Raw genomic sequence first — 25,184 nt, 5'->3', positions numbered from 1 at the left:
CGGCCTGTTGTACCGGTCTCCCGGCACAACCGCCGCCAGGTTGCGGTTGTGACGGCACTGCGGTACAGTAGGCCGTCTGAACAGTCAACCTAACGGAGCGGTGGACGCCGGAGAGGGCAAGATTCACGTCCTTGCCGTCGCAGTGAGGGATGTGAGCGACGACGTCTCCTCGAGCGAGCCACCCGACGCGGTTCCGTCCGACCCCGAACCGTTCACGTACAACGGCGGGCGGGTCGACCCCGGCGAATCGGCCAACGTCCGGTACGGCATCAGCGAGACGTATCTCGGCGATCCGGTTCGGATCCCCGTGACCATCGTCAACGGCGCGTACGCCGGGCCGACCGTCTTTCTCTCGGCGGCCGCCCACGGCGACGAACTGAACGGCATCGAGGTCGTCCGCGAGGTGGCCCACGACTGGGACCACTCGGAACTCCACGGGACGCTCGTCTGCCTGCCGGTGATGAACGTCCCCGGCTTCCTCGCCCAGGAGCGATATCTCCCCATCTACGATCGGGACCTGAACCGGTCGTTCCCCGGCCGCGAGGGGTCGACGAGCGCGAGACGGATGGCGTATCGCATCTTCACGAACTTCGTCGAACCCTGCGACCTGGGGATCGACTTTCACACCTCGACGCGGGGTCGGACGAACATGCTCCACGTCCGGGCCAACATGGAGGACGAGACGGTCGATCGCCTCGCGAAGGCGTTCAGTTCGAACGTCGTCATCGCCGGGCAGGGACCTTCAGGGACGCTCCGCCGGGAGGCGACAGACGCCGGTGTGCCGACGATCACGGTCGAGATGGGCGAGGCCCACCGCTTCCAGCGCCGGCTGATCGACCGCGCCCTGACCGGCGTCGCGAGCGTCCTCGCGGAGTTCGGCCTCCACCGGGAGTCGTCGGTCCACTGGCCGGGCTGGCGGACCGTCATCGACGACGACGACGAGAAGACCTGGCTGCGGGCCGACGCCGGCGGCATCGTCGACATGAAGCGCGGTCGCGGCGCGCTCGTCGAGGAAGGCGAGGTGATCTGTACGATCACGAACCCGTTCAAGGAGGACGACGAAGTCGTCACCGTCGAGGCCCCGTTCACCGGGCTGATCGTCGGCGTCCTCGAGAACCCCGTGGTCTACCCGGGCAATCCGCTCTGTCACCTCGTGGGGCTCTCGCCGGACACCAAAATCGCACTCGAGCGCGAGCGGACGACCGACCGGTCGAAGGCCGACCTTCGCTGAGGCGATCCGTCGTTGGGATCGGTCGGACGCCCGATCGGATGGCCCGTCGAACGACGGGTGTATTCGAGCCGAGACGTACGCGGGCGACGATAAAAGTAAGTTCTATACCCCCACGGTCAAACGTTCCACGTGAGCGTATGAGTCAGTCTTACAATCGCGGCCTCATCGAGGACTTCGGTCGCTGGAAGGAGTTCTCGGCCGGCATGTGGGCGTGGATCTTCCACAAGTTCACGGGGTGGATGTTGATCGGCTATCTGTTCACCCACATCGCCGTGTTGAGTACAGCGATCGGCGGTGCACAGGGACAACAGACGGAGTTCGAGGGTGAGATGGTCAACGTGTACACGGCTACGATCCAGGGGCTCGAGAGTCTGCCGATGATCCGCGTGCTCGAGGTCGGGTTGCTCGCCGTCGCCGTCTTCCACATCCTCAACGGTCTCCGACTGCTGATGGTCGACCTCGGCATCGGCCTCGAGGCCCAGGACAAGAGCTTCTACGCCTCGCTGGTCCTGACGGGCGTCATCACCGTCGCGAGCATTCCGACGTTCCTCTACGGGGTGTTCTGAGATGGCGGAACGATACTCCTCCTTTACGCCCGGCGGTACCGGCTGGCTGCTCCAGCGGATCACCGCGGCGTTTCTCGTCGTGACTCTCGCCTTCCACTTCTTCCAGTTGCACTTCGTCCAGCACGCGGCGGAAGTGACGTTCCAGAATACGCAGATCCGCATGGACAATCTGGGCTACTTCCTGACGATGGTGTTGTTCCTGATCGCCGGCGCGTTCCACGGCATCAACGGCGTCTACAACGCGCTGGTCAACCAGGGACTCGAAGGGACCCCAAAGAAGGTAGTGCTCGCAGTCCTGACCATTGCAGGTGTGGGCCTCGTCGCACAGGGTATCTGGGTGGCAGCCGCTATGGCGGGGTGGACCTAATATGAGTACGCAACAGCAAGAACCCGAGACGCAGGAAGCACCGCAAGATCCCGAGATGAAAGGCGCGGAGTCGCCCGTCGACGAGCGGGAGAAAGAGGGCGGCATGGTCGACCAGACCAGCGTCGACGACGCCGACCTCGAGGGCGAGACCGTCCACATCAAGGTGTTCCGGTACGACCCCGAGGTCGAAGGGAAACAGGAACCCCGGTTCGACGACTTCCACGTCCCCTTCGAGAAGGGGATGACGGTCCTCGACGCGGTGATGTACGCCCGCGACAACTTCGACTCCTCGCTCACCTTCCGTCACTCCTGTCGGCAGGCCGTCTGTGGCTCCGACGCCTTCTTCGTCAACGGCAAGCAGCGCCTGGGATGCAAGACCCAGATCGCCGACCTGGAGCAGCCGGTTCGGATCGAACCGCTGCCCCACCAGGAGGTCGTCAAGGATCTGGTCGTCGACATGGATCACTTCTACGACCAGATGCACGCCGTCGAGCCGTACTTCCAGAACGAGGACACGCCCGATCCGACGGATCTCGAGGAGCAGCGCCAGAGCCGCGAGAACCGCGAGAAAATCAAGATGTCCACGCGGTGTATCTGGTGTGGCGCTTGCATGTCCTCGTGTAACATCGCGGCCGGCGACAACCAGTATCTGGGCCCGGCGGCGATCAACAAGGCCTACCGGTTCGCGATGGACGACCGCGAACCCGAAGACGTCAAGGAGCATCGCCTGCGCATCTTGGAGCAGGAACACGGCGTCTGGCGGTGCCAGACCCAGTTCTCCTGTACCGAGGTGTGCCCGAAGGACATCCCGCTGACCGAGCACATTCAGGAGCTCAAGCGGGAAGCAGTCAAGAAGAACCTGAAGTTCTGGTAATCTATGTACGAACACGACGTCATCGTGGTCGGCGCGGGCGGTGCCGGCCTCCGAGCCGCGATCGCAGCGCACGAGGCGGGAGCCGACACGGCAATCGTCTCGAAGCTCCACCCGGTCCGCAGCCACACCGGCGCTGCGGAGGGCGGGATCAACGCCGCCCTCCAGGAGGGCGACGACTGGGAACTCCACGCCTACGATACGATGAAGGGCTCGGACTACCTGGGTGACGCCCCGGCAGTCGAGACCCTCGCACAGGACGCCCCCGAGGACACCATGCGGCTGGAACACTGGGGCATGCCGTTCTCCCGCGAGGACGACGGCCGCGTCTCCCAGCGGCCGTTCGGCGGCCTCTCCTACCCACGGACGACCTACGCCGGTGCGGAGACCGGCCACCACTTGCTGCACACGATGTACGAGCAGGTCGTCAAGCGTGGCATCCAGGTCTACGACGAGTGGTACGTGATGAACCTCGCGACGACCGACGAAGACGACCCCAACGACCGCCAGTGTCACGGCGTCGTCGCCTACGACGTCCAGTCCGGTCAGATCGAGGGCTTCAAGGCCAACCAGGGAGTCGTCCTCGCGACCGGCGGTCCCGGCCAGGCCTTCGATCACACCACCAACGCCGTCTCCTGTACCGGCGACGGCCACGCGATGGCCTATCGTGCGGGTGCGCCGCTGGAAGACATGGAGTTCATCCAGTTCCACCCGACCTCGCTCCCCTCCACGGGCGTCCTCATCAGCGAGGGCGTCCGCGGCGAGGGCGGCATCCTCTACAACAGCGAGGGCGAGCGGTTCATGTTCGAGTACGGCTACGCGAACAACTCCGGCGAACTCGCTTCCCGGGACGTCGTCGCCCGCGCCGAACTCACCGAGGTCGCGGAGGGACGGGGCGTCGACGACGAGTACGTCCACCTCGACATGCGCCACCTCGGCGAGGAGCGCATCATGGACCGCCTCGAGAACATCCTCCACCTCGCGGAGGACTTCGAGGGCGTCGACGGCCTCGTCGAGCCGATGCCGGTCAAGCCCGGCCAGCACTACGCGATGGGCGGCATCGAGACCGACGAGAACGGCGCAACCTGCATCGACGGCCTCTACGCGGCCGGCGAGTGCGCCTGCGTCTCCGTCCACGGCGGCAACCGACTCGGCGGCAACGCCCTACCGGAACTGATCGTCTTCGGCAAACGCGCCGGCCGTCACGCTGCCGGCGAGGACCTCGGTGAAGCGGAGATCCGGACGGGCTACGGCGACGACGTCGAGGACGAGACCGACGCCGATCTGCCGGTCCAGCCCGGATCGGCCGGGCTCGACACCGCCGAGACGGACGTAGCCGCAGACGGCGGCGTCGCCGCCGACGTCGACGGCCTGCTCGAGCGAGCCGTCGAACGCGAGCGTGCACGCGTCGACCGCCTGATGGACCGCGACACTGGCGTCCAGCACGCGGAGATTCGCTCGAAACTCCAGAACGCGATGACCGACTACGTCAACGTCTTCCGGACCGAGGACGGCGTCAAGAAGGCGTTGCGGATCATCCGGGAGTGTCGCGAACAGTACCAGAACGTCTACGTCGACGACCCCTCGCGCACGTTCAACACCGACCTCCAGCAGACCATCGAGACGCGCAACCTGATCGACGTCGCCGAGACCATCGCGCTCGGGGCGCTGGTTCGCAACGAGTTCCGCGGTGCCCACTGGCGTCAGGAGAACCAGCAGCGCGACGACGAGAACTGGCTCAAGCACACGCTCATCTCCTGGAACGACGGCGACCCCGACATCTTCTACCGGCCGGTCATCCTCGAGGGCGAGGACAAGACCTACGAACCCAAAGAGCGCAGCTACTGATCACCGCGCTCGGTGCTTCTCGACCGTCCTTTCTCACGTTCAGTCGGCTTCTATCGTCCGAAAACCAGCAGGGCTTTACGTCCGCTCGGGATGGGTTCTACTCGATGGGTCTCGAGCGATTCGCCAAGGTGAACGTCGTTCTCGTCCCGATACTGCTGGCCCTCGCGTACTTCTACTACGAATCCATTCCGCTGTTACTGTGGTACGTCGGCGTCGCCTACGTCACGTTCGCCGCGATCATCGTGCTCACGTGGGGGCTGTCGAAGCTGTCGCTAGCGACCGAATCGTCCTGACGCCGGTCTCGGGCGGCTACCCTGACCCGGCGTGTTCGAACGGTCACGCCGAATCGGCGCGTCCGTACACTCGAGGCGACGCTCGCTCGTGGAACGGCGAATCCACAGAGATAAGGCGACGGATCGGGAATCGTGTGTCGGTATGTTGTTGTCGGGGACGGTCATCGTCGACGCCGAAACCGTGATCGACGACGGCGCGGTCGTCGTCGCGGACGATCGCATCGTCGACGTCGGGGAGCGAGCGGCGTGTCTCGATCGGTATCCGGACCACGAACGGCGCGCGTACGACCTGCTCGCGCCCGGTACCGTGGGCGCGCACGTTCACTCCGTCCAGAGCCTCGGGCGCGGCATCGCCGACGACACCGCGTTGCTCGAGTGGCTGTTCGAGTACGTGCTCCCGATGGAGGCCTCGCTGTCGGCCGCGGAGATGCGGGCTGCCGCCGAGTTGGGCTACCTCGAGTTGATCGAGAGCGGGACGACGACCTGTATCGACCACCTCTCGGTTCACCACGCCGAGGAGGCGTTCGAGGCGGCCCGTGAGTTCGGCGTTCGCGGCCGGTTCGGCAAGGTGATGATGGACAAGGAGGCCCCACCGGGGCTGCTCGAGGACACCGACGCGGCGCTCGCCGAGAGCGAACGACTCATTCGCCGGTATCACGGGACCGAAGACGGCCGTATTCGGTACGCGTTGACGCCGCGATTCGCCGTTAGCTGTACCGAGGAGTGCCTGCGCGGCACCCGGGAACTCGCCGACGAGTACGACGGCGTCACGATCCACACGCACGCGAGCGAGAATCGCGACGAGGTCGCTACGGTCGAAGAAGAGACCGGTCGCCGGAACGTGCACTGGCTCCACGAGGTGGGGCTCACCGGCGAGGACGTCACCCTCGCCCACTGCGTCTGGACCGACGAGAGCGAGCGGGAACTGCTCGCCGAAACCGGGACAAACGTCACCTACTGCCCGTCCTCGAACATGAAACTCGCCAGCGGCGTCGCGCCGATCCACGACTACCTGGATCGGGGAATCAACGTCGCGCTGGGGAACGACGGGCCGCCGTGTAACAACACGCTCGATCCGTTCACGGAGATGCGTCAGGCGACGCTCCTCCAGAAAGTCGACCGACTCGAGCCCCAGGCGTTGCCCGCACGGACGGTCTTCGAGATGGCGACGATCAACGGGGCGCGCGCCGCGGGCTTCGAGCGCGTCGGCGCACTCAGGGAGGGGTGGAAGGCCGACGTCATCGGCCTCGAGACCGAAGGCCTGACGCGAGCGACGCCGGTCCACGACGTCCTCTCGCACCTCGTGTTCGCCGCCCACGGCGACGACGTTCGGTTCACGATGGTCGACGGCGAGGTGCTGATGGACGACGGCGAGGTTCTCGTCGCCGACGCCGCCGCGGTCAGACGGCGTGCCCGCGAATACGCGGCCGATTACGACGCCGCACACTGACGAAGGAGGATTCGTCAGTCGACGAAATACGGTCGCAGGTTAGAACCCGAACCAGCCGCCGACGTCGACGGTCAGGTCGAGCGCCGTGACGAGTTTGTAGCCCAGATAGATGCCGACGATCCCCATGAGCCCCGGCAACTCCGGCGGTGCAGGGATCGGGACGTCGAACAGCGCGAAGAACGCGCCCGTAATCCCACCGGTGAGCAGTCCGAGGACGACGAGTTCGTAATTCATACCGGTACACGGGACGGGACGACCGAAAAGGCTCTGACTTTCGCCTCGCTCGCCTCGTTCGACGGGACGTCGCGTTCGATTCCCTCCTCGTCTCCGCTATTTCGACTATTGTCGACACTCAGGTTTATTATTGTCGAAGCCGGGACTGTCCCGTATGCAGATAGATGCGGAGACGGAGCCGAACGTAACGCTGCCGGAGGACCTCGAGTCACCGCGTGCGAAACTCGTGTATCTCTACCTGGCCGCATACGGCACGGCTCGCGTCGACCGACTCTGTGGCGACCTCGGGATGAAGAAAGGAACCGTCCTCTCGATCAGCAGGTCGCTGCGCGACCGCGGCCACCTCGAGCGGGAAGACGGGAAGTTCGTTCTGGCCTGATCGCGGACGCCGTTTACCTGGAGTCCGAGCGGTGGTCGTCTCGTAAACACTTTTGCCGGCTGGCTGTCAATCCGCGAAGGTAATGACGGAGCGACGATATCCGCTCGCCGAGTATCCGGTCGTCGAAGCGTATCTTCGAGCGTTCTGTAGCGTGTTGGTAGCGTTCGTGCTGACGATACTGTCGGCCGTCACTGCGGTGACCGTCCCGGACGGACGGGGCGTTGGAGTCGTTCTCGTGCTCGTCGCGGCGATTGCGCTCTGCTACGCGCCGATAACGGTGCGACGGACGAAAGTCTCGCTCGTTCGAGGGCGGAGACGGGAGGAGGACCAGTAGGCCTGGCGGTCCGTATCAGCGGACCCGGCCGACCGCCTTCAAACGGGCGTTAGTTCCGGTGACCTGCCGCCCGGGTCGCGAGCGTGCCGGGACATCGTCACAGCGATCCGTCTCAGAGTTCGATCCGCTCGACCAGCTGGTCGTGGTTCTCGTTCGTGTTGACTGCGACGATCCGGATCTCCTCCTCGAGGCCCGACCCCTCGAGTTTCGCCTTCAGCAGGTTGTCGACCTGGTAGACGCCGGCGGCGTTGGTCATCGCGATTTCGACCATGACGGGGCTCGTCTCGCCCTCGTACAGCGAGACGCGCTTGATCGCCTGGCTCGAGAGGGTGTTGATGCCGCGCCCGCCGTGTTCGTAGGGGATCCGCGAGCGGCCACTCTCCATATCCAGGGCGTCGGCGACGCGGATGACGCCCGCTTCGGTGGTCAGCGGCGTCTCCGCGCGGTGGTGACAGAGGATCGCGTGGAGCACCTCGCCTTTCATCCGGACGGTCTCGGCGACGTCGTAAAACTCCGGCAGGATTCGATCGAGAACGTCGGAAGCGAGCGGGATCGAGTAGTAGGCGTGTTCGTCGCGGTGGACGACGTGGCCGATGTCGTGGAGCGTGGCCGCGAGCGCGATGATGACCGACTCGTCTTCCTCCTCGAGCCCCTGCTGGCGCGCACCGTTGAAGTCGACGTCGCTGGCCTTGAGCAGGTCGTACAGACAGAGCGCGCGGTTGCGGACGATCTCGATGTGTTTCGCGCCGTGGTCGTTGTAGCGCATCCGGTCGACCGCGTTGACGTTCTGGGCCTCGAGGTAGGTCTGGATCTCCTCGTCGTTCTCGAGGAACTCGAGGACGGTGTTGAGTTTCTCGTCGGGGAACTCGTGACTCGCGTCGGGATCGTACACCCGGCGTGACTCCCGTTCGGCGGCGGAATCGCTCATACACCGACAGTCACCCGCCCGCGAGAAAAGCCCTGCGGCGTCGGAAACTCGCCGACGGCGCGGCTCCGTTCGTCGTTACGCGGCCGATTCGACGGCCTCCTCGACCTCGTCGTAGTCCGGTTCGACGCCCGGGTCGTCGCTGACCCACGCGTAGGTGATCTCGCCGTCACCGTCGACGACGAAGACCGATCGCTTCGCGACGCCGTAGACGCCCAGGTCGTCGAAGTCCATCGCGACGTCGTAGGCTTCGATGACCTCCTTATTGAGGTCACTGATAAGGCCGAACTCGAGGTCGTTCTGGGCGCGGAACTCGTTGAGCGTGAACGGCGAGTCGCGGCTGATCCCGTAGACCGTGGCGTCGAGGTCCTCGAACGCGGCGAGTCGGTCCTGGAACGTACACATCTCGCTCGTACAGACGCTGGTGAACGAGCCGGGGAAGAAGGCGAGGACGATAGGTGCCTCGTCCGCGAGGCGGTCGGAGAGCGAGAACGACTCGACGTCGCCGTTTGCGAGCGGTGCAGTGAAATCAGGCGCGGTTTCTCCAGTTTCGGGCATCGACTGGTCGTTGTTGGTTGGCAGGAAAGACAGTTTCGCTCGCGGACGATACCGGTCCACCAGCCACGGTGGTGTGATCGACAGTTCTGGCGGACGTACCCCTCCCGACTCAGAGCACCTTGAGCACACGGCTCCGAACTTATATAGGATACAACGCCATTTCTGCGAGCTTCTGTCGACCGAATCCGCGACTTTCGGTAACTCTTGTTCGTCTGTGTGGTCCAAAAAGGTTATAATTGCCAGCGGGTAAGCCACGCATAGAGATGGTAGCCGAAATCGCACCGCTGTTCGCCCCCATTCCCGGGGGTCCGGAACTCCTGATCATCCTCTTCATCGCCATCCTGCTGTTCGGGGCCAACAAGATCCCGAAACTGGCACGGTCGACCGGCGAGGCCATGGGCGAATTCCAGAAGGGGCGTGAAAAGGTCGAAACGGAACTCGAGGAAATGCGCGAAGGGAACTTCGAAGACGACGACTTCGACGCGGAGGACGACTCCGAGTTCGTCGACACGGAACCGGTCACGACCGAAGACGAAGAGACGGAGACGAACTAATTTTTCTCGAGGGCGTGTGGCCTAGCGGAGAGGGCAGGAGGTTCCTAACCTTCTGATCGTGGGTTCGAATCCCGCCACGCCCGTTATCGTGCCGAGCGATAGCGAGGCCGATAACGGATCGTGCGGGATTCGAATGAGAGAACGGCGAGCGCAGCGAGCCGTTCGCGTGGTTCGAATCCCGTCACGCCCGCGAAACGAGCCGGCGAGCGGAGCGAACCGTCGAGCGAACCGTGGACTCGCCACGGGGTCGAATCCTCCCACGTCCGTTTTCTCGTGAGCGACGCGAGCACGGTCTCGAGCGGGAGTGGACTTCCGTCGTCCCGTTGTGCGAGGATCGATCTCGATCGCGAAGTACCGTTCAGATGAACGCGAGGGGCACCATCACCAGCACGCCGAGGACGATCCCGCCGGCGAGTTCGGGTTTGCCGCCGCGGGGCAACCGTTCGCCGATCTCGAGCGCCTCCGGGACGAACTCGGTGAGCACGAGGTAGATCATCGCGCCGGCGGCGAAGCCGAAGCCGTACGGGAGAAACTCCCGGGCGATCCGGACGAAGTAGAAGGCGATCACGGCCCCGATCGGCTGGGGGAGACTCGAGAAGACCGCCCACCAGACCATCTTCCAGCGCGCGACGCCCATCGAGCGCAGCGGGATCGAGATGGCGGTCCCCTCGGGGACGTTGTGAATCGAGATGGCGACGGTCATGAACACCGCCAGCAGCGGGACGGTGAAGCCGAGGATCTCCATGCCACCCTCGAGTCCGAGATCCGCGAAGGAGACGCCGACGGCGATTCCCTCGGGAAAGCTGTGGACGGTGAGGATGCCGAGGATGAGCACGAGTTTCTTGAAGTCGGCCTCCTCGTACTGGCGAGGGTCGATGTCGGCGTCCATGAGCACGTCGTGGGCGACGACGACCAGCAGAACGCCGACGCCCATTCCAACGAGGATCTGGGCGGGCGTCCCCTCCGCGAGTCCCTCCTCGACGAGCCCGAACACCGACGCCGAGAGCATGATGCCCGAGGAGAGACCCCAGAGGACGACGTTTCGCCGGTCGCTGATGTCGTCGAAGAAGAAAAACGGAATCGCCCCGAGGCCGGTCGCCAGCGCGGTGATTAGCCCGGCGACGAAGACGAAGCCGACGTTCTCGAGAAGCGCCATCGATACGTCGCCGTTCGGAACGGTCGTACAAGTCGTCGTCGGAAAACGGCCTGGGGAACCGGCCGTCTGGACGGCGACTTACAGGAAATCGAGAAGTTCGAGGACAACGTCGAGGACCTTGTCGAACCGGCCGCCGTCGTCCCCGTCGTCTGTTTCCTCCTCGTCGGTCGAGTCCTCCCCGTTCGATGACGACATTCGCTCAGTCGTGGTACACGTCACCGACGAGCGAGGAGTGAGTTTCGGTCCTCCTCACGCGACGGTCCCGAGGTCGGTAGCGTACCCGCTTCTACGGACGGGTGACCGACGGCGACGGTCAATCGGTGTGCCGTTCGATCAGCCCTTCGAGCGTTCCGCGATCCTGTGCGCCGACGAGGCGTTCGACCGGTTGACCGTCCGCGTAGAGCACGAGCGTCGGAACGCCCCGGGCGTCGAGTTGCTGGGCCAGTCGCTGGTGTCGGTCGACGTCGACCGTGGCGACCGCGGCGTCGGTCTCCGCAGCCAGCGCCTGGATAGTCGGCTCGAGCAGCTGGCAGGGGCCACACCAATCGGCGTAACAGTCGACGAGAACGACGTCGTACTTCTCGACGACCTCCTGGAGGTGGTCCCCTCCCTCGATCGCGATCGGCTCGGACGGCGTGGCCACCCCGCCCAGTTCGCCGCCGTTCTCGAGGCGGCGCTTGAGCTCCCGCTTTTTGCGCTCGCGGATGCGTTCTCGCGCGTCGTCCGGTGACTCGTTCATGCGGGAGCGTAGCCGTTCGGTCGGCATAACGGTTTCCCACGGGTAGTACAATACCGCGTCACCGAACGTCCCGCCTCGGTGACCAACCTGCCGGTGACTACGGGTCGCCGGCGGACGATAGGCAGGTTCTTCCAATACTGTCCCGAACTCGCGGTATGGGATTTCACACGTACCCGATCGACCGGGCCGACGCGCTCGAGGACCCGTCGCGGTACCGCTACTGCTCTCGCGAGGAACTACTCGAGTTGCTCGCGCCCACGTCGGACGCCGTCGTCGCCGACCTGGGTTCGGGAACGGGGTTTTACTCCCGGGACGTCGCACCGTGCGTCGGCACGTTGTACGCGGTCGACGTCCAGGCAGCGATGCACGAGCGCCACCGCGAAGCGGGGATCCCGGCGAACGTCGAACCCGTCACGGCGGGCATCGACGCGCTGCCGTTCGAGGACGACGAACTGGACGCGGCGTTCTCCACGATGAGCCACCACGAATACGCGGCCGACGAGACGATGGCCGAACTCGCCCGCGTGATTCGACCGGACGGGCGACTCGTGACCGTCGACTGGTCCGCCGACGGGGCCGGCGAGGACGGCCCGCCCATCGACGAACGGTTCGGCGTGGACGAGGTGGTGAGTCACCTCGAGGGGGCCGGGTTCGCGGTCGAGCGTGCCCACGACCGCCCAGAGACGCTGGCGGTGCTCGCACGTCGATAGAACCGGACGTAGCCCCTACCACGGTCCGGTCGAGTCGTCGCTCGGGAGGTGACCCGATCCGACCGCTACGTATCCGGCCGCAACCCCGACTCGAGCGAGAGGGTCCGACACAACCGTTATTGTACTTCTGGCCCAAAAGCAACCGATAATGTTCCGGATTCCCGTGTCGGTCGACGGGAGACACCTCGTCAGCGCCCTCGGCGTACTCTATCTCTTCGTGGCTTTCGTGACGGCGGTCGTGCCGACGTCACACCACGAGTCGATCTCCGCGATCCTCGTGACGTTCGGCTTCATCGCCGGTCCCGGACTCGTCCTGCTCGCGGGCGGCGTTCGGCTCCCGCGAACGGACGTCGATCCGCGGTTCTACACGGCCGTATTCGTCCGAACGGTGGCCGGGATCGGCGTGATGCTCGTGATTCTCGGACTCTATCACGTCCAGCCCGGCATGGGCGTCGACGAACCGTACCGGTCGGTGCCGATCCTCACGGGACTCGCGGGCGTCGCTGGCTTCGTCGCCGGCAGGCTGGACGCACGCGCGAAAACCCGGGAACTCGAACTCGAGCGGCGCAACCGGCAACTCGAGTCGATGCAGGAACGACTCGAGGAGTCGAACGAACGGCTGGAGCAGTTCGCCTATGCGGCTTCACACGACCTGCAGGAGCCGCTGCGGATGGTCTCGAGTTACCTTCAGTTGCTCGACGACCGCCACGGCGACGCCCTCGACGAGGAGGGCGAGGAGTTCCTCGAGTTCGCGCTGGACGGTGCCGAGCGGATGTCGACGATGATCGACGCGTTGCTCGAGTACTCCCGCGTCGACACCCAGGGACAGCCGTTCGAACCCGTCTCCCTCGAGGCGATACTCGAAGACGTTCGCACCGACCTCGAGATGCGTATCGAGGAGACCGGCGCGGAGCTCGAGTACGGCGACCTCCCCCGCGTGACGGGAGATCCGAGACAGCTGCGACAGCTGTTCCAGAACCTCCTGTCGAACGCGATCGAATACAGCGAGGACGGACGTCCACGGATCGAAATCGAGGCCGAGCGACGCGGAACGGCCTCACGCAGTGATCCCTCGACGAACGACGACCGCGAGTGGATCGTCTCGGTCAGTGACGACGGCATCGGGATCGATCCGGCCGATCAGGACCGGATCTTCGAGGTGTTCCAGCGGCTCCACACCCAGGCGGAACACGCGGGAACCGGCATCGGGCTGGCGCTTTGCAAACGGATCGTCGAGCGCCACGGCGGCGACATCTGGGTCGACTCCGAGCCCGGCGAGGGGACGACGGTGTCGGTGACCCTGCCCGCAGCCGAGCAGTAGGGGTCCCGGTGGCAGGTCGGGAGTTCACTCCTCGAGCCAGGGTTCGGGGACCAGGTCACCGAGTTCGTCCAGCCGATACGTCGGCTCGTGTGCTCCGGGATCGGTACCGTCCGAGAGCCAGGCGGAGTCGAGTCCTGCCCGGTTGGCACCGACGACGTCGGTCTCGAGCGAATCGCCGACGTGGACGGCCATCTCGGGCGTCGCCTCGAGGGCTGTAAGCGCGCGTTCGAAGGGATCGGGTGCGGGCTTGGGCGCTCCCTGTGCTCCGGCGACGACGACCGCGTCAGTCCAGCGCTCGAGACCGGCGGCGTCGATTTTCCGTCGCTGTGCGTCTGCCGTGCCGTTCGTCACGATTCCGAGCCGGTACGTCTCGGCAAGCGCGTCCAGCACTCGCTCGACGCCGGGACGGCGTTCGACGTTCGACTGGTCGCGGACTTCGTCGAACGCCGCTGCGACCTCTCGGCCGAGGTCGCGGTCGAACCCGTTCTCGGCGGCCAGCGTCGCGAAACAGTCCGATCGCATGGCGGCCATCGACTCGTGTTTGGCCGCGAACTCGTCGTACCGGGCGTAGTACTCCTCGACGGAGAACAGCGGCTCGATCCCGAGGCGCTCGTAGGACGTCCGAAGGACTTCTCCGGGAGTGCGCCTGTATCGGACGAGCGTGCCGTCGAGATCGAGGGTCACCGCCTCGATTTCGGGCATCGTCACGGCTGTGAACAGTCCTGCCCGGACTAAAGTCGTTTCGAGGAGGGAGGATCCGTCTCGCGGTCTGTAGCTGTGGTCCTCGCAGGGGTAGTTCTTTGGGCGCTCCCGTCGACGATAGTGGCGAGCGATGCCACTGATCGAACAACTCTCTCCGACCGACCTCGCGGCGAAACTCGATTCGGAGGATTCGTTCCGGCTGGTCGACACCCGCCCTGCGGACAGTTACGAGGGGTGGCACATCCACGGGGCGACGAACGTCCCGTTCGGTCCAGGGAACGACCTCTCGAGCGAGGAGCTGTCGGCCATCGACGACGCCGAGGACGAGTCGATCGTGACGATCTGTGGCAAGGGGTTGACGTCGACGGCGTTCGCGTTCGAACTCGAGCAGCGGGGATACGACGACGTCTCCGTCGTGAAAGGCGGCATGGAGGACTGGAGCAAGGTGTACGAGGTGGTCCCGATCGAGACGGGAAGCGACGACCTCGAGATCGTCCAGTTACAGCGGCGGGCGAAGGGCTGTCTCGGCTACGTCGTCGGCTCGACGGCGTCCCGGCGGGCGGTCGCGGTCGATCCGACCCGCCAGACGGACCGGTTCAAGGTCGCCGCCGAGGAGGCCGGCCTCACCATCGAGCGGGTTCTCGATACCCACGTACACGCCGATCACGTCTCCGGCGGCCGACAGTTGGCGGACGAACTCGAGGTTCCCTACCATCTCGGCGAACGGGCGGCCGAGCGGGACGTCGCCTACGAGTTCGAGCCGCTTGCGGACGGGGAGACGATCGCCATGGGCGACGTCGAGATCGAGACGCTGGCGGCACCGGGGCACACGTCCGACATGGTGAACTACCTCGTCGACGGGGAGGCGCTGTTGAGCGGCGACACGCTGTTCGTCGACTCCGTCGGACGAACGGAACTCCAGTTCGGGGCCGACGAGACGGATACTGGAACGAACGAGGACGATGACCCGACGGGCGAGGGCGACGCCGCCAGGGGTGCCGAGTTGCTCTACGAGACCCTCCACGGGACGATCCTCGAACTTCCGGACGAGACGCAGGTCTGTCCCGGTCACGTCTCGGTGACGGCGGACAACCGGTACGAGGTCGGCTCCCCCGGCGAACCGATCGCGGAACGACTCGGAACGTTACGCGAGACTCTCGAGCTACTCGGGTTGGATGAGGAAGCGTTCGGGGAGCGCCTGACGGCGGAGCTGCCCGAGAAACCGCCGAACTACGAGCGGGTCATCGAGATCAATACGGGCCGGGCGTCCGTCGACGAGACCGAGGCGACGGAACTCGAACTCGGGCCGAACAACTGCGCGGCGTGACGACGCTCGGCCGTCCGCACCCCGGTTCCATTCGCACGAGTAGCCGTTCGGCCATGCACCGGATCGTCGTCGCTTCTCGATTCATCCAGTAACGCAGTTCTGACTCCGATAGCAGTTCATCAGGATCGGTATCACGGACGTTCGCTCGAGATCGACGACTCCACGACGAAGACGACCGGTTTCACGCCTCGGACCGGCGTTCGAAGCGGAGTTGCACAGTCTCCACACAACTCTTATGCCACCGAGGAGTCTACTCGATTCCACGAATGGCACAATCGATGGCGGAACTCCTGCAACAGGACATGGAGTGTGAGGGGTTACTCGAGTGCATTCACGGGCTCAAGCAACTCGACAAGGAGTGTTTCCGCGTTCTGGTCGAAAGCGACGAACCCCTGACGATCGACGAGGTCGCCGAGGCGGTCGATCGGGAGCGGTCGACGGCCTATCGATCGATCCAGCGCCTACTCGAGAGTGGCTTCATCCAGAAGGAGCAGATCAACTACGACCAGGGTGGGTACTACCACGTCTACTATCCGATGGACCCCACTCAGATCGCAACCGAGATGCAACGGACGCTGAACGACTGGTACGCGAAGCTGGGACAACTCATCCACGAGTTCGAGGACAAGTACGAGGGCGCGGACGAGGTCCGTACGGCTGTCGACGGCTGATCGTACCGAACGTCGTGGTTCGGCTTCCACTCCGAGTGTGAAAGAAGGGGCGTAGACGGATTCGCCAGCACGATCCTCGAGTCCGTCGTCACTCGTCGGATCCGTCGTCCGATCGCGTATCGATTTCGACGTTGCTCGTGCTGATTCGCGTCCCGTTCTCGTAGTGTTCGATGGTAATGTTACTCGTCTCGACGGTGCGTCGTGGCTCCGGTTCTTCTTCTTCGGCGTCCGTCTGTGGATCGGCGTCCGGATCGTGATCGTCCTCGCACTTCGATTTCCGTTCCTTCCGTTCGTCCTCCGCGACGGGTATCGCCTCGTCGTCGGATTCGTCCTCGTCGTCGGTCTCACCTGTACGGCCGTACTTCTTCGACTGCTTGTCTCGCGTTTCCGTAGCTTCCGGTCTTGCGTCGTCGGTTTTGTCGCTCGTTCCGTCGCCGTCCGACCCTGCACTCGCGACGCCGGTGAGACCGACGCCGCCGAGACTCGCCACCCCCGCGACGCGAAGGATCGATCGCCGGTCGTGTGTCTCTCGTTCGTCCGTCATGCCGGATCGGGGCGGGCGTCACCCCAGTCATCGGTGAACGATACTGGGTATGAGTCGTGGACACCGTTACGCGAGTTAACGTTCGGTGGGCGCGTTCGAACGACCGAAACCACGTGACGGGCTCTCGGAGCGCCATGGGATGACGTCGCCGCGTCGGATAAACCGTCGCCAGGATCGCTGGTCCACCGACCCCGATGCTCAGTGGGCCGGCCGTCGCAGCGACGCTCACGATAGGACGAAAACAACCGTTTATTACCGATTCCGCTCCGTTGCCGAGCCACAACGCAGGATTGTCGTCGCGCCGCGTTTCCGGTACGCTCGCGGCCGGTTCCGTGACCGTGCCGGTGCGTCGTTTCGTCTCAGTTACGTGTCGTCAGTCCCGCGTCGGCTGGCCGGGTCGCCGAAGCGCGTGATCGGCTCGAGTTCCGTCTCGTCGACGTCCTCGAAGGCGTACCGGGAGATGACCCGTTTGTGGACCTCGTCCGCGCCGTCGACGATCCGGAACTTGCGGATCGCCTCGTAGAAGTCCGCGATCGGCAGGTCCTTGCCGATGCCGTTGGCACCGCAACACTGGACCGCCAGATCGATCGCCTCCTGGGTGACCCGTGCGGCGAACACCTTGCACATCGACACCTGCACCCGGGCCTCGTCGCCGGCGGCGATCCGGTCGGCGGCGTCGCGGATCGCCGTCCGCGCGACGTGGAGGTTCGTCTCGGCCTCGGCGATGCGGTGGCGCAGCGACTGTTTCTCCGAGAGGCTCGAGCCGAACGCCTCGCGCTCCGTGAGGTAGGCCTTGGCGATCTCGAGGGCGCGCGTGGCCATCCCCGAGAACCGCATACAGTGGGTCAGGCGGGCGGGACCGAGCCGTTCCTGGGCGTGAGTGAAGCCGTTGTGTAACTCGCCGAGCAGGTGTTCCTCGGGGACGCGGACGTTCTCGTAGAGAATCTCGGCGTGGGAGGCCTCCCGGTAGCCGCCGCCCATGTGGGGGACGTCCCGCACGACGTCGACGCCGTCGGCGTCGGCAGGGACGAGAAAGAGCGAACAGCCCTCGTAGGGGTGCGCGTCCGGGTCGGTTCGCGCGAGGACGATCAGGACGTCGGCCTCGAGGCCGTTCGACGTCCACCACTTGTGGCCGTTTATGACCCACTCGTCGCCGTCCTTCTCCGCGGTCGTCTCGATCATCTTCGGGTCCGAACCGCCGCCGTCCATCGGTTCGGTCATCGAGAAGCCCGAGGCGATCTCGCCCTCGACCAGCGGTTCGAGGTAGGTCTCCTTCTGGAGGTCGTCGCCGGCGAGTTCCAGGAGGTGCATGTTGCCCTCGTCGGGCGCGTCGACGCGCATCGCCACGGGTCCGAGCAGACTGCGACCCGCCTCCTCGAAGACCGGGAGGGCGTCGCGGAAGTCGTATCCCATTCCGCCGTACTCCTCGGAGATCTGGGGCGCGTAGACGCCGTACTCCTTGGCGGCCGCCCGCAACTCCGCGACGGTGCCGCTCGAGACGGCCATTCCGCCGGTTCGCTCCCGTTCTATCGGGAGGACGACCTCCTCCATCAACTCGCGTGCCCGGGTAGCGAGTTCCTGTGCCTGCTCCGAGTCAGCGTATTGCATACACGCAGTGACGACCCGCTGGGGTTAAGAGGGTCGGGTCTTCTCAGCGAGCCGGAACGAGGGAAATATATTTAAGATTGTTTTCCAATACTTCCATTTCAGTTTACGATGGTTGCTCCGTCATCCGTCTCGACACGGGTGTAAGTAGCTCGCCAGCGGCGGGAGGGATCCAGTCCATCCTGTCACCGGGCCGTCCAGCCGCCGTCGACCGAGAGACAGGTCCCGGTGACGAACGAGGCGGCGTCGCTCGCGAGGAACACGACTGGGCTGCCGATCTCCGCCGGATCGGCGAACCGCTCGAGCGGCGTCCGATCGAGGATCGAGCGCCGTAGCTCGTCGTCGGCCTCGAGGTCGCGGGTCAATTCCGTCGAGACGTAGCCCGGGGCGACGGCGTTGACCCGCACGTCGGGTGCCCAGTCGAGGGCCATACTCCTGGTGATCCCCACGAGGCCGTGTTTCGACGCGACGTAGGGGTGCTGGCGTGGAAGCCCGACGAGGCCGCCGACGCTGGCGACGTTGACCACTGCCGCGTGGTCGCTCTCGAGGAGGTATTCGCTCGCCGCGGCGGCCAGCTCGTAAGCGCCGGTCAGGTTGACCTCGAGGACTCGCTCGAGGCTGTCGGCGTCGACGGCTTCCGGTGGGCCGAGCGCGTCGTCCGGGTTGAAACCGGCGTTGTTCACGACGACGTCGATGCCGCCGAAGGCGTCGACGGTCTTCTCGACGACGGCCTCGACCGCGTCACGATCGGTGACGTCGGCCGGGACCGCCTCTGCGCGGCCACCGCGGGCCTCGATCTCGTCGACGACGGCCGCGAGTTCGTCGCTCGAGCGTGCCGTCGGGACGACTGTCGCCCCGGCGTCGGCGAGCGCCAGCGAGATCGCACGGCCGATCCCTCGCCCGCCGCCGGTGACGATCGCCACACGCTCCGCGAGGTCGAACGGGTCCGACATCGTTTTCCAGTGGCGGGGCCGGGTACATCAAGGTGTTCGCGCCACCGCCGTTTGGAACCCGGACCGATACACTTCCAATTACACAGTTCCAATCTTAAATTCTCTTGTTAAATGGTAGTAGTTATGCCTCGTTCTCGAAATAACTGCGGAATATATCCGACAGTGAAGTATCGAACACGGCAAATTACGCCCAGTCTGTCCGCCAGCAAACGGGCGGTCCTGATTATCAGAAGTAGTAATCAGCACATGAATTTTTTGAAGGGTGAGGGTTTGGGTGAAGCCAATGGCTATTGACGAGGCCGACCAGTCGGACGCCGGGGACTTTTCCACGGGCGAGGCGTCCGGAGCGTCGGAGGAACGGGAAGACGACGCAGCCGACTCGGATTCGAGGTCACGAGTCCGCGTCGGCGCGTACACGTGGGCCGAGTTTATGGACGAACACGGGCACGGCGACGAAATCTCGGCGCTGTACCCGGACGACCCCGAGCCGTCCGAACAGCTCGGACTCGATACCGAGGACGGTGAAGGTCGCAACCCACCCAGCGGCGAGGACTGGGATGCCGTCTCTTTCGACCCGTCGTCGTATCTCGGTTTTCATCCTGACGACCTGGAGGACCAGTTATTGCCCAGAGCCGGAGACAACAAGGACGTCCTCGAGACCGAATTTCTGGAGTACGTCGATCCGGAGACGACCCCCGTCGTCAAGGACGTCTGGACGTGGGAACACTACAAGTGGGAGTACTACTACGAGGACGACGGACGTCGACCGACCGACTCCTCGGGCGAGGTAGTCCCGCACGACGAGGAGGAAGCACTCGGCTTCGACCCCGACGAGATCGAGGGGCTACTGTCGGCCGGTCAGGACGCTGCAGTGGCGCTCGACGATCTCGTCGACGAACGAACGGTCGACGTCCAGGAGGACCTCGAGGAGGACGAGTTTTTCTCGAACGCCGACGGGACGACGACGGTCACGAACCGCTACGACCTCGAGAAAGCCGTCCCGATGGAGAAGAAGGGCCACTTCCGGGAGGTCGAACGCTACTGGGTGAACAAACCGTACGCGTTCGTCGTCATCTTCCACTCGGAGAAGGAAAACGAGAAGAAGTACTACGTCGTCGAACCCTACCTGAACGAGATCGAGACGGAACTCCAGGAGTTCCTCTCCGGAAAGCTTCGAACCGGGATCAAGTACTCCGACGAGGGGATCAAAGAACGCACCAGTGACGAGGGCCGTCGATCCGTCATCGAGGACGAGACCAAACGGCTACTGAAGCGGTACGACCTCTTCGAGAAGACGGCCAGTTCGACGAGCGAGGGGGTCCTCGAGTCGATCAAGACGATGCTGAACGACGACGAGGACGACGAGCTCCCCGAGACGGACGCGGGCGGGACCGAACTCGAGGGGATCGCGGCGCGTCCGGAGCCGGCCATTTTGGCCGACGATTCCGATACGCTGTCGGAGTACCAGGTCGAGAAGTTGCTCTATCTACTCAAGCGCAACTTCATCGGCTACGAGCGGATCGACGGGATCAAACACGACATCAACGTCGAGGACATCTCCTGCGACGGCTACAACTCGCCGGTGTTCGTCTACCACTCCGACTACGAGCAGATCATCACGAACGTCTACCACGGCGAGGACGAACTCGACGATTTCGTCGTCAAACTCGCCCAGCGCTCGGGGAAAAGGATCAGTAAACGACTGCCCCAGGTCGACGCCACGCTGCCCGACGGTTCGCGCGCCCAACTGACGCTGGGGAAGGAGGTCTCCGACCACGGGACCAACTACACGATCCGTCAGTTCAAGGACGTCCCGTTCACGCCGATCGACCTCATCAACTGGAACACTTTCTCGCTGGACGAGATGGCGTTTCTCTGGCTCTGTATCGAGAACCACAAGAGCCTGATCTTCGCCGGCGGTACCGCCTCGGGGAAGACGACCTCGCTGAACGCCGTCTCGCTGTTTATCCCTTCGAACGCGAAGATCGTCTCCATCGAGGACACCCGTGAGGTCGAACTCCCTCAGCGAAACTGGATCGCCAGCGTCACGCGGCCGTCCTTCGCGGACGACGAACAGGGCGACGTCGACGAGTTCGACCTGCTCGAGGCCGCGCTGCGCCAGCGACCCGACTACATCGTGATGGGTGAGATCCGTGGCGAAGAGGGACGGACGCTGTTCCAGGTCATGTCGACGGGCCACACCACCTACACCACCTTCCACGCCGACTCCGTCGACGAGGTGCTCAAGCGGTTCACGACGGACCCGATCAACGTCTCGAAGACGATGTTCACCGCGCTGGATCTGGTCTCGATCCAGACCCAGACGCGGGTCCAGGGACGGAAGGTACGCCGGAACAAGTCGCTTACCGAGATCAACCACTACGAGGCCGAACACGACGAGATCAACGTCCAGGACGTCTACCAGTGGCAGGCCGAGACCGACGAGTTCCTCAAGATGGGGGACTCGAACACCTTAGAGGAGATCCGGTTCGACCGCGGCTGGAGCAAGGAGAAACTCGAGGAGGAACTGTTCAAGCGGCAGGTCATCCTCGCATACCTGATCAAGAACGACCTCAACACCTACGCCGAAGTCGCCGCGACGGTCCAAGCCTTCATCAACGATCCGGAGACGATCCTCACGCTCATCGCGAACGGCCAACTCGAGGAGAGCCTCGAGGACCTCCGGGAGATGGAGAGCGTCTTGATCGACGTGGATCCGGCGAAGGAGGAACTCGTCCCGCGTCCCGAGGCGACGACCGAGACGTACAACACCTCGATGGACATCCTCGAGCGGGCCGAGGAGTCGCTGTTCGAGGAGTACCGCGGAACGGTGCCGAGCGGTCTCGCGAGCGCGCTGAGTGACCTCGAGGATGAAGAGCCGATCGAGGTCGAGGACGACGGTGACGAGTTCGACTTCGACGACGAGTTCGGCGTGGACGCCTGGGAGTTCGACGACGACGGCGATACCTCGGCGGACGCGGCCGCGGAGCAACCGGCGTGGCTGTCCGAGGACGACCCGTTCGATCAGCCCGACGAGTCGACCGGGACTACCGACAAGCCGGTTCGGGCGGATGCGGATGCGGGCCAGTCGTCGGTGCCCGACGCCACGTCCGATGAGAGGACCGACGCGCCGGCACCCACGGATGAGACGGCCCAGGCACCGGCAACGGGTGGGACGTCGAGCGACGTGCCGGCCACGACGTCGACCTCGACCGACGAAGCGACCGGAAGCGACGACGTGACGGCTGACACGGGCGACCTCGAGAGCCTCTTCGACGACGTCGGTGACCCGCCCGAAGCCATCGACGAACCGGAACCCGAAGAGGAGTCGACCGACGACCCGATGTTCCCCGACGGTGAACTCGAGTCGGTGTTCGATCCCGAATCGGACGGCGATTCCGCGAGCGAGGGCCGGCAGTCGATCACGGAACCCGAATCGGCGGGCGATTCAGGGGAGCCGTCGGCCGACCAAGCGGACGAAACGTCGGCCGTGGAGTTCGGGGGGTCGTCGACGGGAGGCTTCGAGGGCGTCGACAACGTGGCCTCCGGTCAGGACTCGGATTCCGACGCGTTCGTCGACGACGACACGCTGGATCTGAGCGACGAAGCCGAATCGATCTTCGGCTCCGGCTCCGGGTCGCCGTTTTCCGACGAGGACGCCGGCTCAGCGGACGAGGACGGCTCGCTGTTCGAGGGAGCGGATCAGTCGCCGGACGACGACTCGATATTCGGCGGCGGTGAGGATAGCAACGCGGACGACGACTCCGAGGACCGAGAGACATGAGTCTCAAGACCGACGATACGCCAGCGAGTGGCATCGCGACCGGCTCGGACTCCGTTAGCCAGCTGTTTTACCCGCTGTACGATCGGCTGTTCAGCGAGGACAGCGAGTTCGTCAACGACGTCGAAACCAAGCTCGCGCAAGCCCGGATGACCGATACGGTCGAACTCTACCTCTCTCGGGCGCTCGGCGTCGGATTCATCAGCGGACTCGTGTTGTGGCTGCTCGGGATCCTGCTTGGCTATGCCCTGTTCGGGACCGGATTCATCCAGATCGATCACCTCATCGGGGTCCCGGTTAGCAACGAGACGGTCCTCCAGATTCTCGAGATGATCCGGGTCCCGGCGCTGGTACTCGTCATCGGCGTCGTTTTCGGCGGGATCGGTTTCGCCATCGGCTTCGGCTCGCTGGTAGCGATCCCCTACTCGCGTGCGTCGGCTCGGAAACGCGAGATCAACATGCTGCTCTCCGACTCCGTTTCGTTCATGTACGCGCTGTCGGTCGGTGGGCTCAACCAGCTCGAGATCATCGACGCGATGGCCCAGGCCGACGACACCTACGGCGAGGTCTCCAAAGAGTTCCAGAGCATCGTCAAGGAGACCGAGTACTTCGACGTCGACTACCGGACGGCGATCCGCAAACAGGCGCTCGAGACGCCGAGCGACGAGCTCTCGCAGTTCCTGACGGACATGCTCTCGATCATCAACAGCGGCGGTGACATGGAGAGCTTCCTCGAGGACAAGAAGGAACTGCACATGCGGACCGCCAAACAGGAACAGGAGCTCACCCTGGACACCCTCGAGCTGTTCGGCGAGATGTACATGACGCTCTCGCTGTTCCCGCTCCTGTTGATTATCATCATGGTCGTCATGCAGATGATCCCCGACGCGACCGTCACCGACCAGATGCTCTACATGACGGTCTACGCGCTCATCCCGCTCCTGGGGATCGGGTTTCTGATCCTGGTCTCGACGGTCAAACACGACGAACCGGGGGACGGCTACCTGCAACTCGAACGGGGAAACGACGGGATCCAGCATGGGAAAGAGAGTGGCGTGTTGGACCTCGGGCTCGTCGAACAGTTCACCGGCGAGCACAGCATCTTCGATCGCATCAAGAACCGCGAGGGAACCCACGAGACGATCGAAGTGCTGCGCCAGCCCCACATCTTCTTCCGGGATAACCCGCTCTATACCCTCGCACTGACGGTCCCGATCTCGCTGGTCATCGTCGCGACGGCGATGGTCCGTGGCTCCGCGCCGACGTCCTGGTCGGCGATGATAGACAACCCCATCTGGGGGACGTTCATATACGTCTACGCCCCGCTGTACATCGTCGCGGTACCGCTCGCGATCTTCCGGGAGTGGAACGTCCGCCACAGAAACGCCGTCGTCAGCCAGCTCTCGGAGGACCTCCGGAAGCTCTCGAGCGCGAACGAGACCGGGATGACGCTGCTCGAGTCGTTCCAGGCCGTCGCCGAGACCACGAGCGGGACGCTGGCCCGCGAGTTCGAGATTATGCACACGAAGGTCAACTACGGGACCAGCCTGAAGCAGGCGCTCATCGAGTTCAACAACAAGTATCACATCCCGCGGATGGCCCGGACGACGCGGCTGATCAGCGAGGCCCAGGAGGCGTCGAATCAGATCTCCGACGTCTTGCGGACCGCCGCACAGGCCAGCGAGAACCACGACGACATCGAGCGCGAGCGCAAGTCCCGGACCCGGATGCAGGTCGTGATCATCATCATGACGTTCCTGACGGTGCTCGCTGTGATCGCGATCCTCCAGACGCAGTTCATCGAGACCATGGCCGGCCTCGAGACCGGCGACACGGACGTCGATGCGAGCGCGGCCGGTGCCGGGTTGGGTAACGCCGACCTGACCGAGAACATCAACGTCGACATGCTGTCGACGCTGTTCTTCCACGCGGTCACGCTGCAGGCGATCCTCTCGGGGCTGATCTGTGGGTACATCAGGGACGCGGACATCCTGAGCGGGCTCAAGTACGTCGTCGTGCTGTCGACGATCGCGCTCGGCGGCTGGGCGCTGGTGGCCTAACATGA

The 25,184-nt window shown here is 64.5% G+C and carries 25 protein-coding genes and 1 tRNA gene; 17 read left to right on the top strand and 9 right to left on the bottom strand.

Translation table 11 applies throughout. The features are described from left to right. The first annotated feature begins 151 nt into the window (after positions 1-151). The 7 genes from TX79_RS04775 (at position 152) to TX79_RS04745 (ending at position 6,626) form a co-directional block, all read left to right on the top strand. Complete coding sequence (locus tag TX79_RS04775) at positions 152-1,231, top strand: succinylglutamate desuccinylase/aspartoacylase family protein (protein WP_049926026.1); 1,080 nt, start codon at positions 152-154, stop codon at positions 1,229-1,231. 137 nt (positions 1,232-1,368) lie between these two features. After that, positions 1,369-1,797, top strand: coding sequence for a succinate dehydrogenase, cytochrome b556 subunit (sdhC, locus tag TX79_RS04770; protein ID WP_049926024.1), 429 nt, complete (start codon positions 1,369-1,371; stop codon positions 1,795-1,797). A 1-nt stretch (position 1,798) separates the two neighbouring features. Then, positions 1,799-2,164, top strand: a complete 366-nt coding sequence (locus TX79_RS04765) for a succinate dehydrogenase (protein WP_049926023.1) — start codon at positions 1,799-1,801, stop codon at positions 2,162-2,164. Between the two features lies 1 nt (position 2,165). Continuing rightward, the gene (locus TX79_RS04760) at positions 2,166-3,038 is read left to right on the top strand and encodes a succinate dehydrogenase/fumarate reductase iron-sulfur subunit (RefSeq protein ID WP_049926021.1); all 873 of its coding nucleotides are present in this window, start codon (positions 2,166-2,168) and stop codon (positions 3,036-3,038) included. 3 nt (positions 3,039-3,041) lie between these two features. Then, positions 3,042-4,883 carry an FAD-binding protein gene (locus TX79_RS04755; protein ID WP_049926019.1) on the top strand — a complete coding sequence of 614 codons (1,842 nt, stop codon included), beginning with the start codon at positions 3,042-3,044 and terminating at the stop codon, positions 4,881-4,883. 104 nt (positions 4,884-4,987) lie between these two features. After that, the gene (locus TX79_RS04750; RefSeq protein ID WP_049926018.1) at positions 4,988-5,176 is read left to right on the top strand and encodes a hypothetical protein; all 189 of its coding nucleotides are present in this window, start codon (positions 4,988-4,990) and stop codon (positions 5,174-5,176) included. Positions 5,177-5,318: 142 nt separating this feature from the next. After that, a complete protein-coding gene (locus TX79_RS04745) occupies positions 5,319-6,626 on the top strand; it encodes a 5'-deoxyadenosine deaminase (protein WP_049926017.1) in 1,308 nt (435 codons plus the stop codon). Positions 6,627-6,665: 39 nt separating this feature from the next. Here TX79_RS04745 and TX79_RS04740 read toward each other — a convergent pair whose 3' ends face one another. After that, on the bottom strand, positions 6,666-6,860 hold the full coding sequence (locus TX79_RS04740; protein ID WP_049926016.1) for a XapX domain-containing protein: 195 nt from the start codon (positions 6,858-6,860) through the stop codon (positions 6,666-6,668). Positions 6,861-7,014: 154 nt separating this feature from the next. Here TX79_RS04740 and TX79_RS04735 point away from each other — a divergent pair, with 154 nt between their 5' ends. Both TX79_RS04735 and TX79_RS04730 read left to right on the top strand, forming a co-directional pair. Next, entirely contained in the window at positions 7,015-7,239 is a 225-nt protein-coding gene (locus tag TX79_RS04735; protein ID WP_049926015.1) for a helix-turn-helix domain-containing protein, read from the top strand. Between the two features lie 82 nt (positions 7,240-7,321). Then, complete coding sequence (locus TX79_RS04730) at positions 7,322-7,573, top strand: hypothetical protein (protein ID WP_049926013.1); 252 nt, start codon at positions 7,322-7,324, stop codon at positions 7,571-7,573. 112 nt (positions 7,574-7,685) lie between these two features. Here the strand turns inward: TX79_RS04730 and TX79_RS04725 are convergent, their stop codons facing one another. Together TX79_RS04725 and TX79_RS04720 are read right to left on the bottom strand one after the other, a co-directional pair. Further along, positions 7,686-8,501 (bottom strand): HD domain-containing protein, encoded by an 816-nt coding sequence (locus tag TX79_RS04725; RefSeq protein ID WP_049926012.1) that lies wholly within the window; start codon positions 8,499-8,501, stop codon positions 7,686-7,688. A gap of 75 nt (positions 8,502-8,576) precedes the next feature. Beyond that, positions 8,577-9,056 (bottom strand): redoxin domain-containing protein, encoded by a 480-nt coding sequence (locus TX79_RS04720; RefSeq protein ID WP_049928278.1) that lies wholly within the window; start codon positions 9,054-9,056, stop codon positions 8,577-8,579. A gap of 263 nt (positions 9,057-9,319) precedes the next feature. Between TX79_RS04720 and tatA the strand changes: the two genes are divergently transcribed. Then, positions 9,320-9,610, top strand: a complete 291-nt coding sequence (tatA, locus tag TX79_RS04715; protein WP_049926011.1) for a twin-arginine translocase TatA/TatE family subunit — start codon at positions 9,320-9,322, stop codon at positions 9,608-9,610. Positions 9,611-9,620: 10 nt separating this feature from the next. Next, positions 9,621-9,693: transfer RNA gene (locus TX79_RS04710), tRNA-Arg, on the top strand. A gap of 275 nt (positions 9,694-9,968) precedes the next feature. Here TX79_RS04710 and TX79_RS04705 read toward each other — a convergent pair. Both TX79_RS04705 and TX79_RS04700 read right to left on the bottom strand, forming a co-directional pair. Further along, on the bottom strand, positions 9,969-10,766 hold the full coding sequence (locus TX79_RS04705; protein ID WP_049926009.1) for a ZIP family metal transporter: 798 nt from the start codon (positions 10,764-10,766) through the stop codon (positions 9,969-9,971). 313 nt (positions 10,767-11,079) lie between these two features. Further along, a complete protein-coding gene (locus tag TX79_RS04700) occupies positions 11,080-11,505 on the bottom strand; it encodes a thioredoxin family protein (RefSeq protein ID WP_049926008.1) in 426 nt (141 codons plus the stop codon). 155 nt (positions 11,506-11,660) lie between these two features. Here TX79_RS04700 and TX79_RS04695 point away from each other — a divergent pair, with 155 nt between their 5' ends. Both TX79_RS04695 and TX79_RS04690 read left to right on the top strand, forming a co-directional pair. Then, positions 11,661-12,215, top strand: coding sequence for a class I SAM-dependent methyltransferase (locus tag TX79_RS04695; protein WP_049926007.1), 555 nt, complete (start codon positions 11,661-11,663; stop codon positions 12,213-12,215). 148 nt (positions 12,216-12,363) lie between these two features. After that, positions 12,364-13,536: a sensor histidine kinase gene (locus TX79_RS04690; RefSeq protein ID WP_049926006.1), complete on the top strand. Its 1,173-nt coding sequence runs from the start codon at positions 12,364-12,366 to the stop codon at positions 13,534-13,536. Positions 13,537-13,560: 24 nt separating this feature from the next. On the opposite strand, the gene TX79_RS04685 is transcribed toward TX79_RS04690, so the two are convergent. Next, positions 13,561-14,238 (bottom strand): HAD family hydrolase, encoded by a 678-nt coding sequence (locus TX79_RS04685; RefSeq protein WP_049926005.1) that lies wholly within the window; start codon positions 14,236-14,238, stop codon positions 13,561-13,563. 136 nt (positions 14,239-14,374) lie between these two features. On the opposite strand from TX79_RS04685, the gene TX79_RS04680 reads away from it, so the two are divergent. Both TX79_RS04680 and TX79_RS04675 read left to right on the top strand, forming a co-directional pair. Beyond that, positions 14,375-15,565, top strand: coding sequence for an MBL fold metallo-hydrolase (locus tag TX79_RS04680; protein WP_049928277.1), 1,191 nt, complete (start codon positions 14,375-14,377; stop codon positions 15,563-15,565). A 266-nt stretch (positions 15,566-15,831) separates the two neighbouring features. Next, positions 15,832-16,236 carry a helix-turn-helix domain-containing protein gene (locus tag TX79_RS04675; protein ID WP_049926004.1) on the top strand — a complete coding sequence of 135 codons (405 nt, stop codon included), beginning with the start codon at positions 15,832-15,834 and terminating at the stop codon, positions 16,234-16,236. An 88-nt stretch (positions 16,237-16,324) separates the two neighbouring features. On the opposite strand, the gene TX79_RS04670 is transcribed toward TX79_RS04675, so the two are convergent. The 3 genes from TX79_RS04670 to TX79_RS04660 form a co-directional block, all read right to left on the bottom strand. Next, positions 16,325-16,780: a hypothetical protein gene (locus TX79_RS04670; RefSeq protein ID WP_049926002.1), complete on the bottom strand. Its 456-nt coding sequence runs from the start codon at positions 16,778-16,780 to the stop codon at positions 16,325-16,327. 363 nt (positions 16,781-17,143) lie between these two features. Further along, a complete protein-coding gene (locus TX79_RS04665; protein WP_049926001.1) occupies positions 17,144-18,388 on the bottom strand; it encodes an acyl-CoA dehydrogenase family protein in 1,245 nt (414 codons plus the stop codon). Positions 18,389-18,570: 182 nt separating this feature from the next. After that, positions 18,571-19,338 carry an SDR family NAD(P)-dependent oxidoreductase gene (locus tag TX79_RS04660; protein WP_049925999.1) on the bottom strand — a complete coding sequence of 256 codons (768 nt, stop codon included), beginning with the start codon at positions 19,336-19,338 and terminating at the stop codon, positions 18,571-18,573. A gap of 283 nt (positions 19,339-19,621) precedes the next feature. On the opposite strand from TX79_RS04660, the gene TX79_RS04655 reads away from it, so the two are divergent. Together TX79_RS04655 and TX79_RS04650 are read left to right on the top strand one after the other, a co-directional pair. Further along, the gene (locus tag TX79_RS04655) at positions 19,622-23,122 is read left to right on the top strand and encodes an ATPase, T2SS/T4P/T4SS family (RefSeq protein WP_049925997.1); all 3,501 of its coding nucleotides are present in this window, start codon (positions 19,622-19,624) and stop codon (positions 23,120-23,122) included. Further along, positions 23,119-25,179, top strand: coding sequence for a type II secretion system F family protein (locus TX79_RS04650; RefSeq protein WP_049925995.1), 2,061 nt, complete (start codon positions 23,119-23,121; stop codon positions 25,177-25,179). The genes TX79_RS04655 and TX79_RS04650 overlap by 4 nt, the downstream gene beginning before the upstream one ends. Positions 25,180-25,184 lie beyond the last annotated feature (5 nt).

It is taken from the genome of Halopiger goleimassiliensis (assembly GCF_000455345.1).
Classification (GTDB): Archaea; Halobacteriota; Halobacteria; order Halobacteriales; family Natrialbaceae; genus Halopiger_A; species Halopiger_A goleimassiliensis.
Note: the sequence above shows the minus strand (reverse complement) of the source record. Positions and strands in the feature narration are given on the sequence as shown.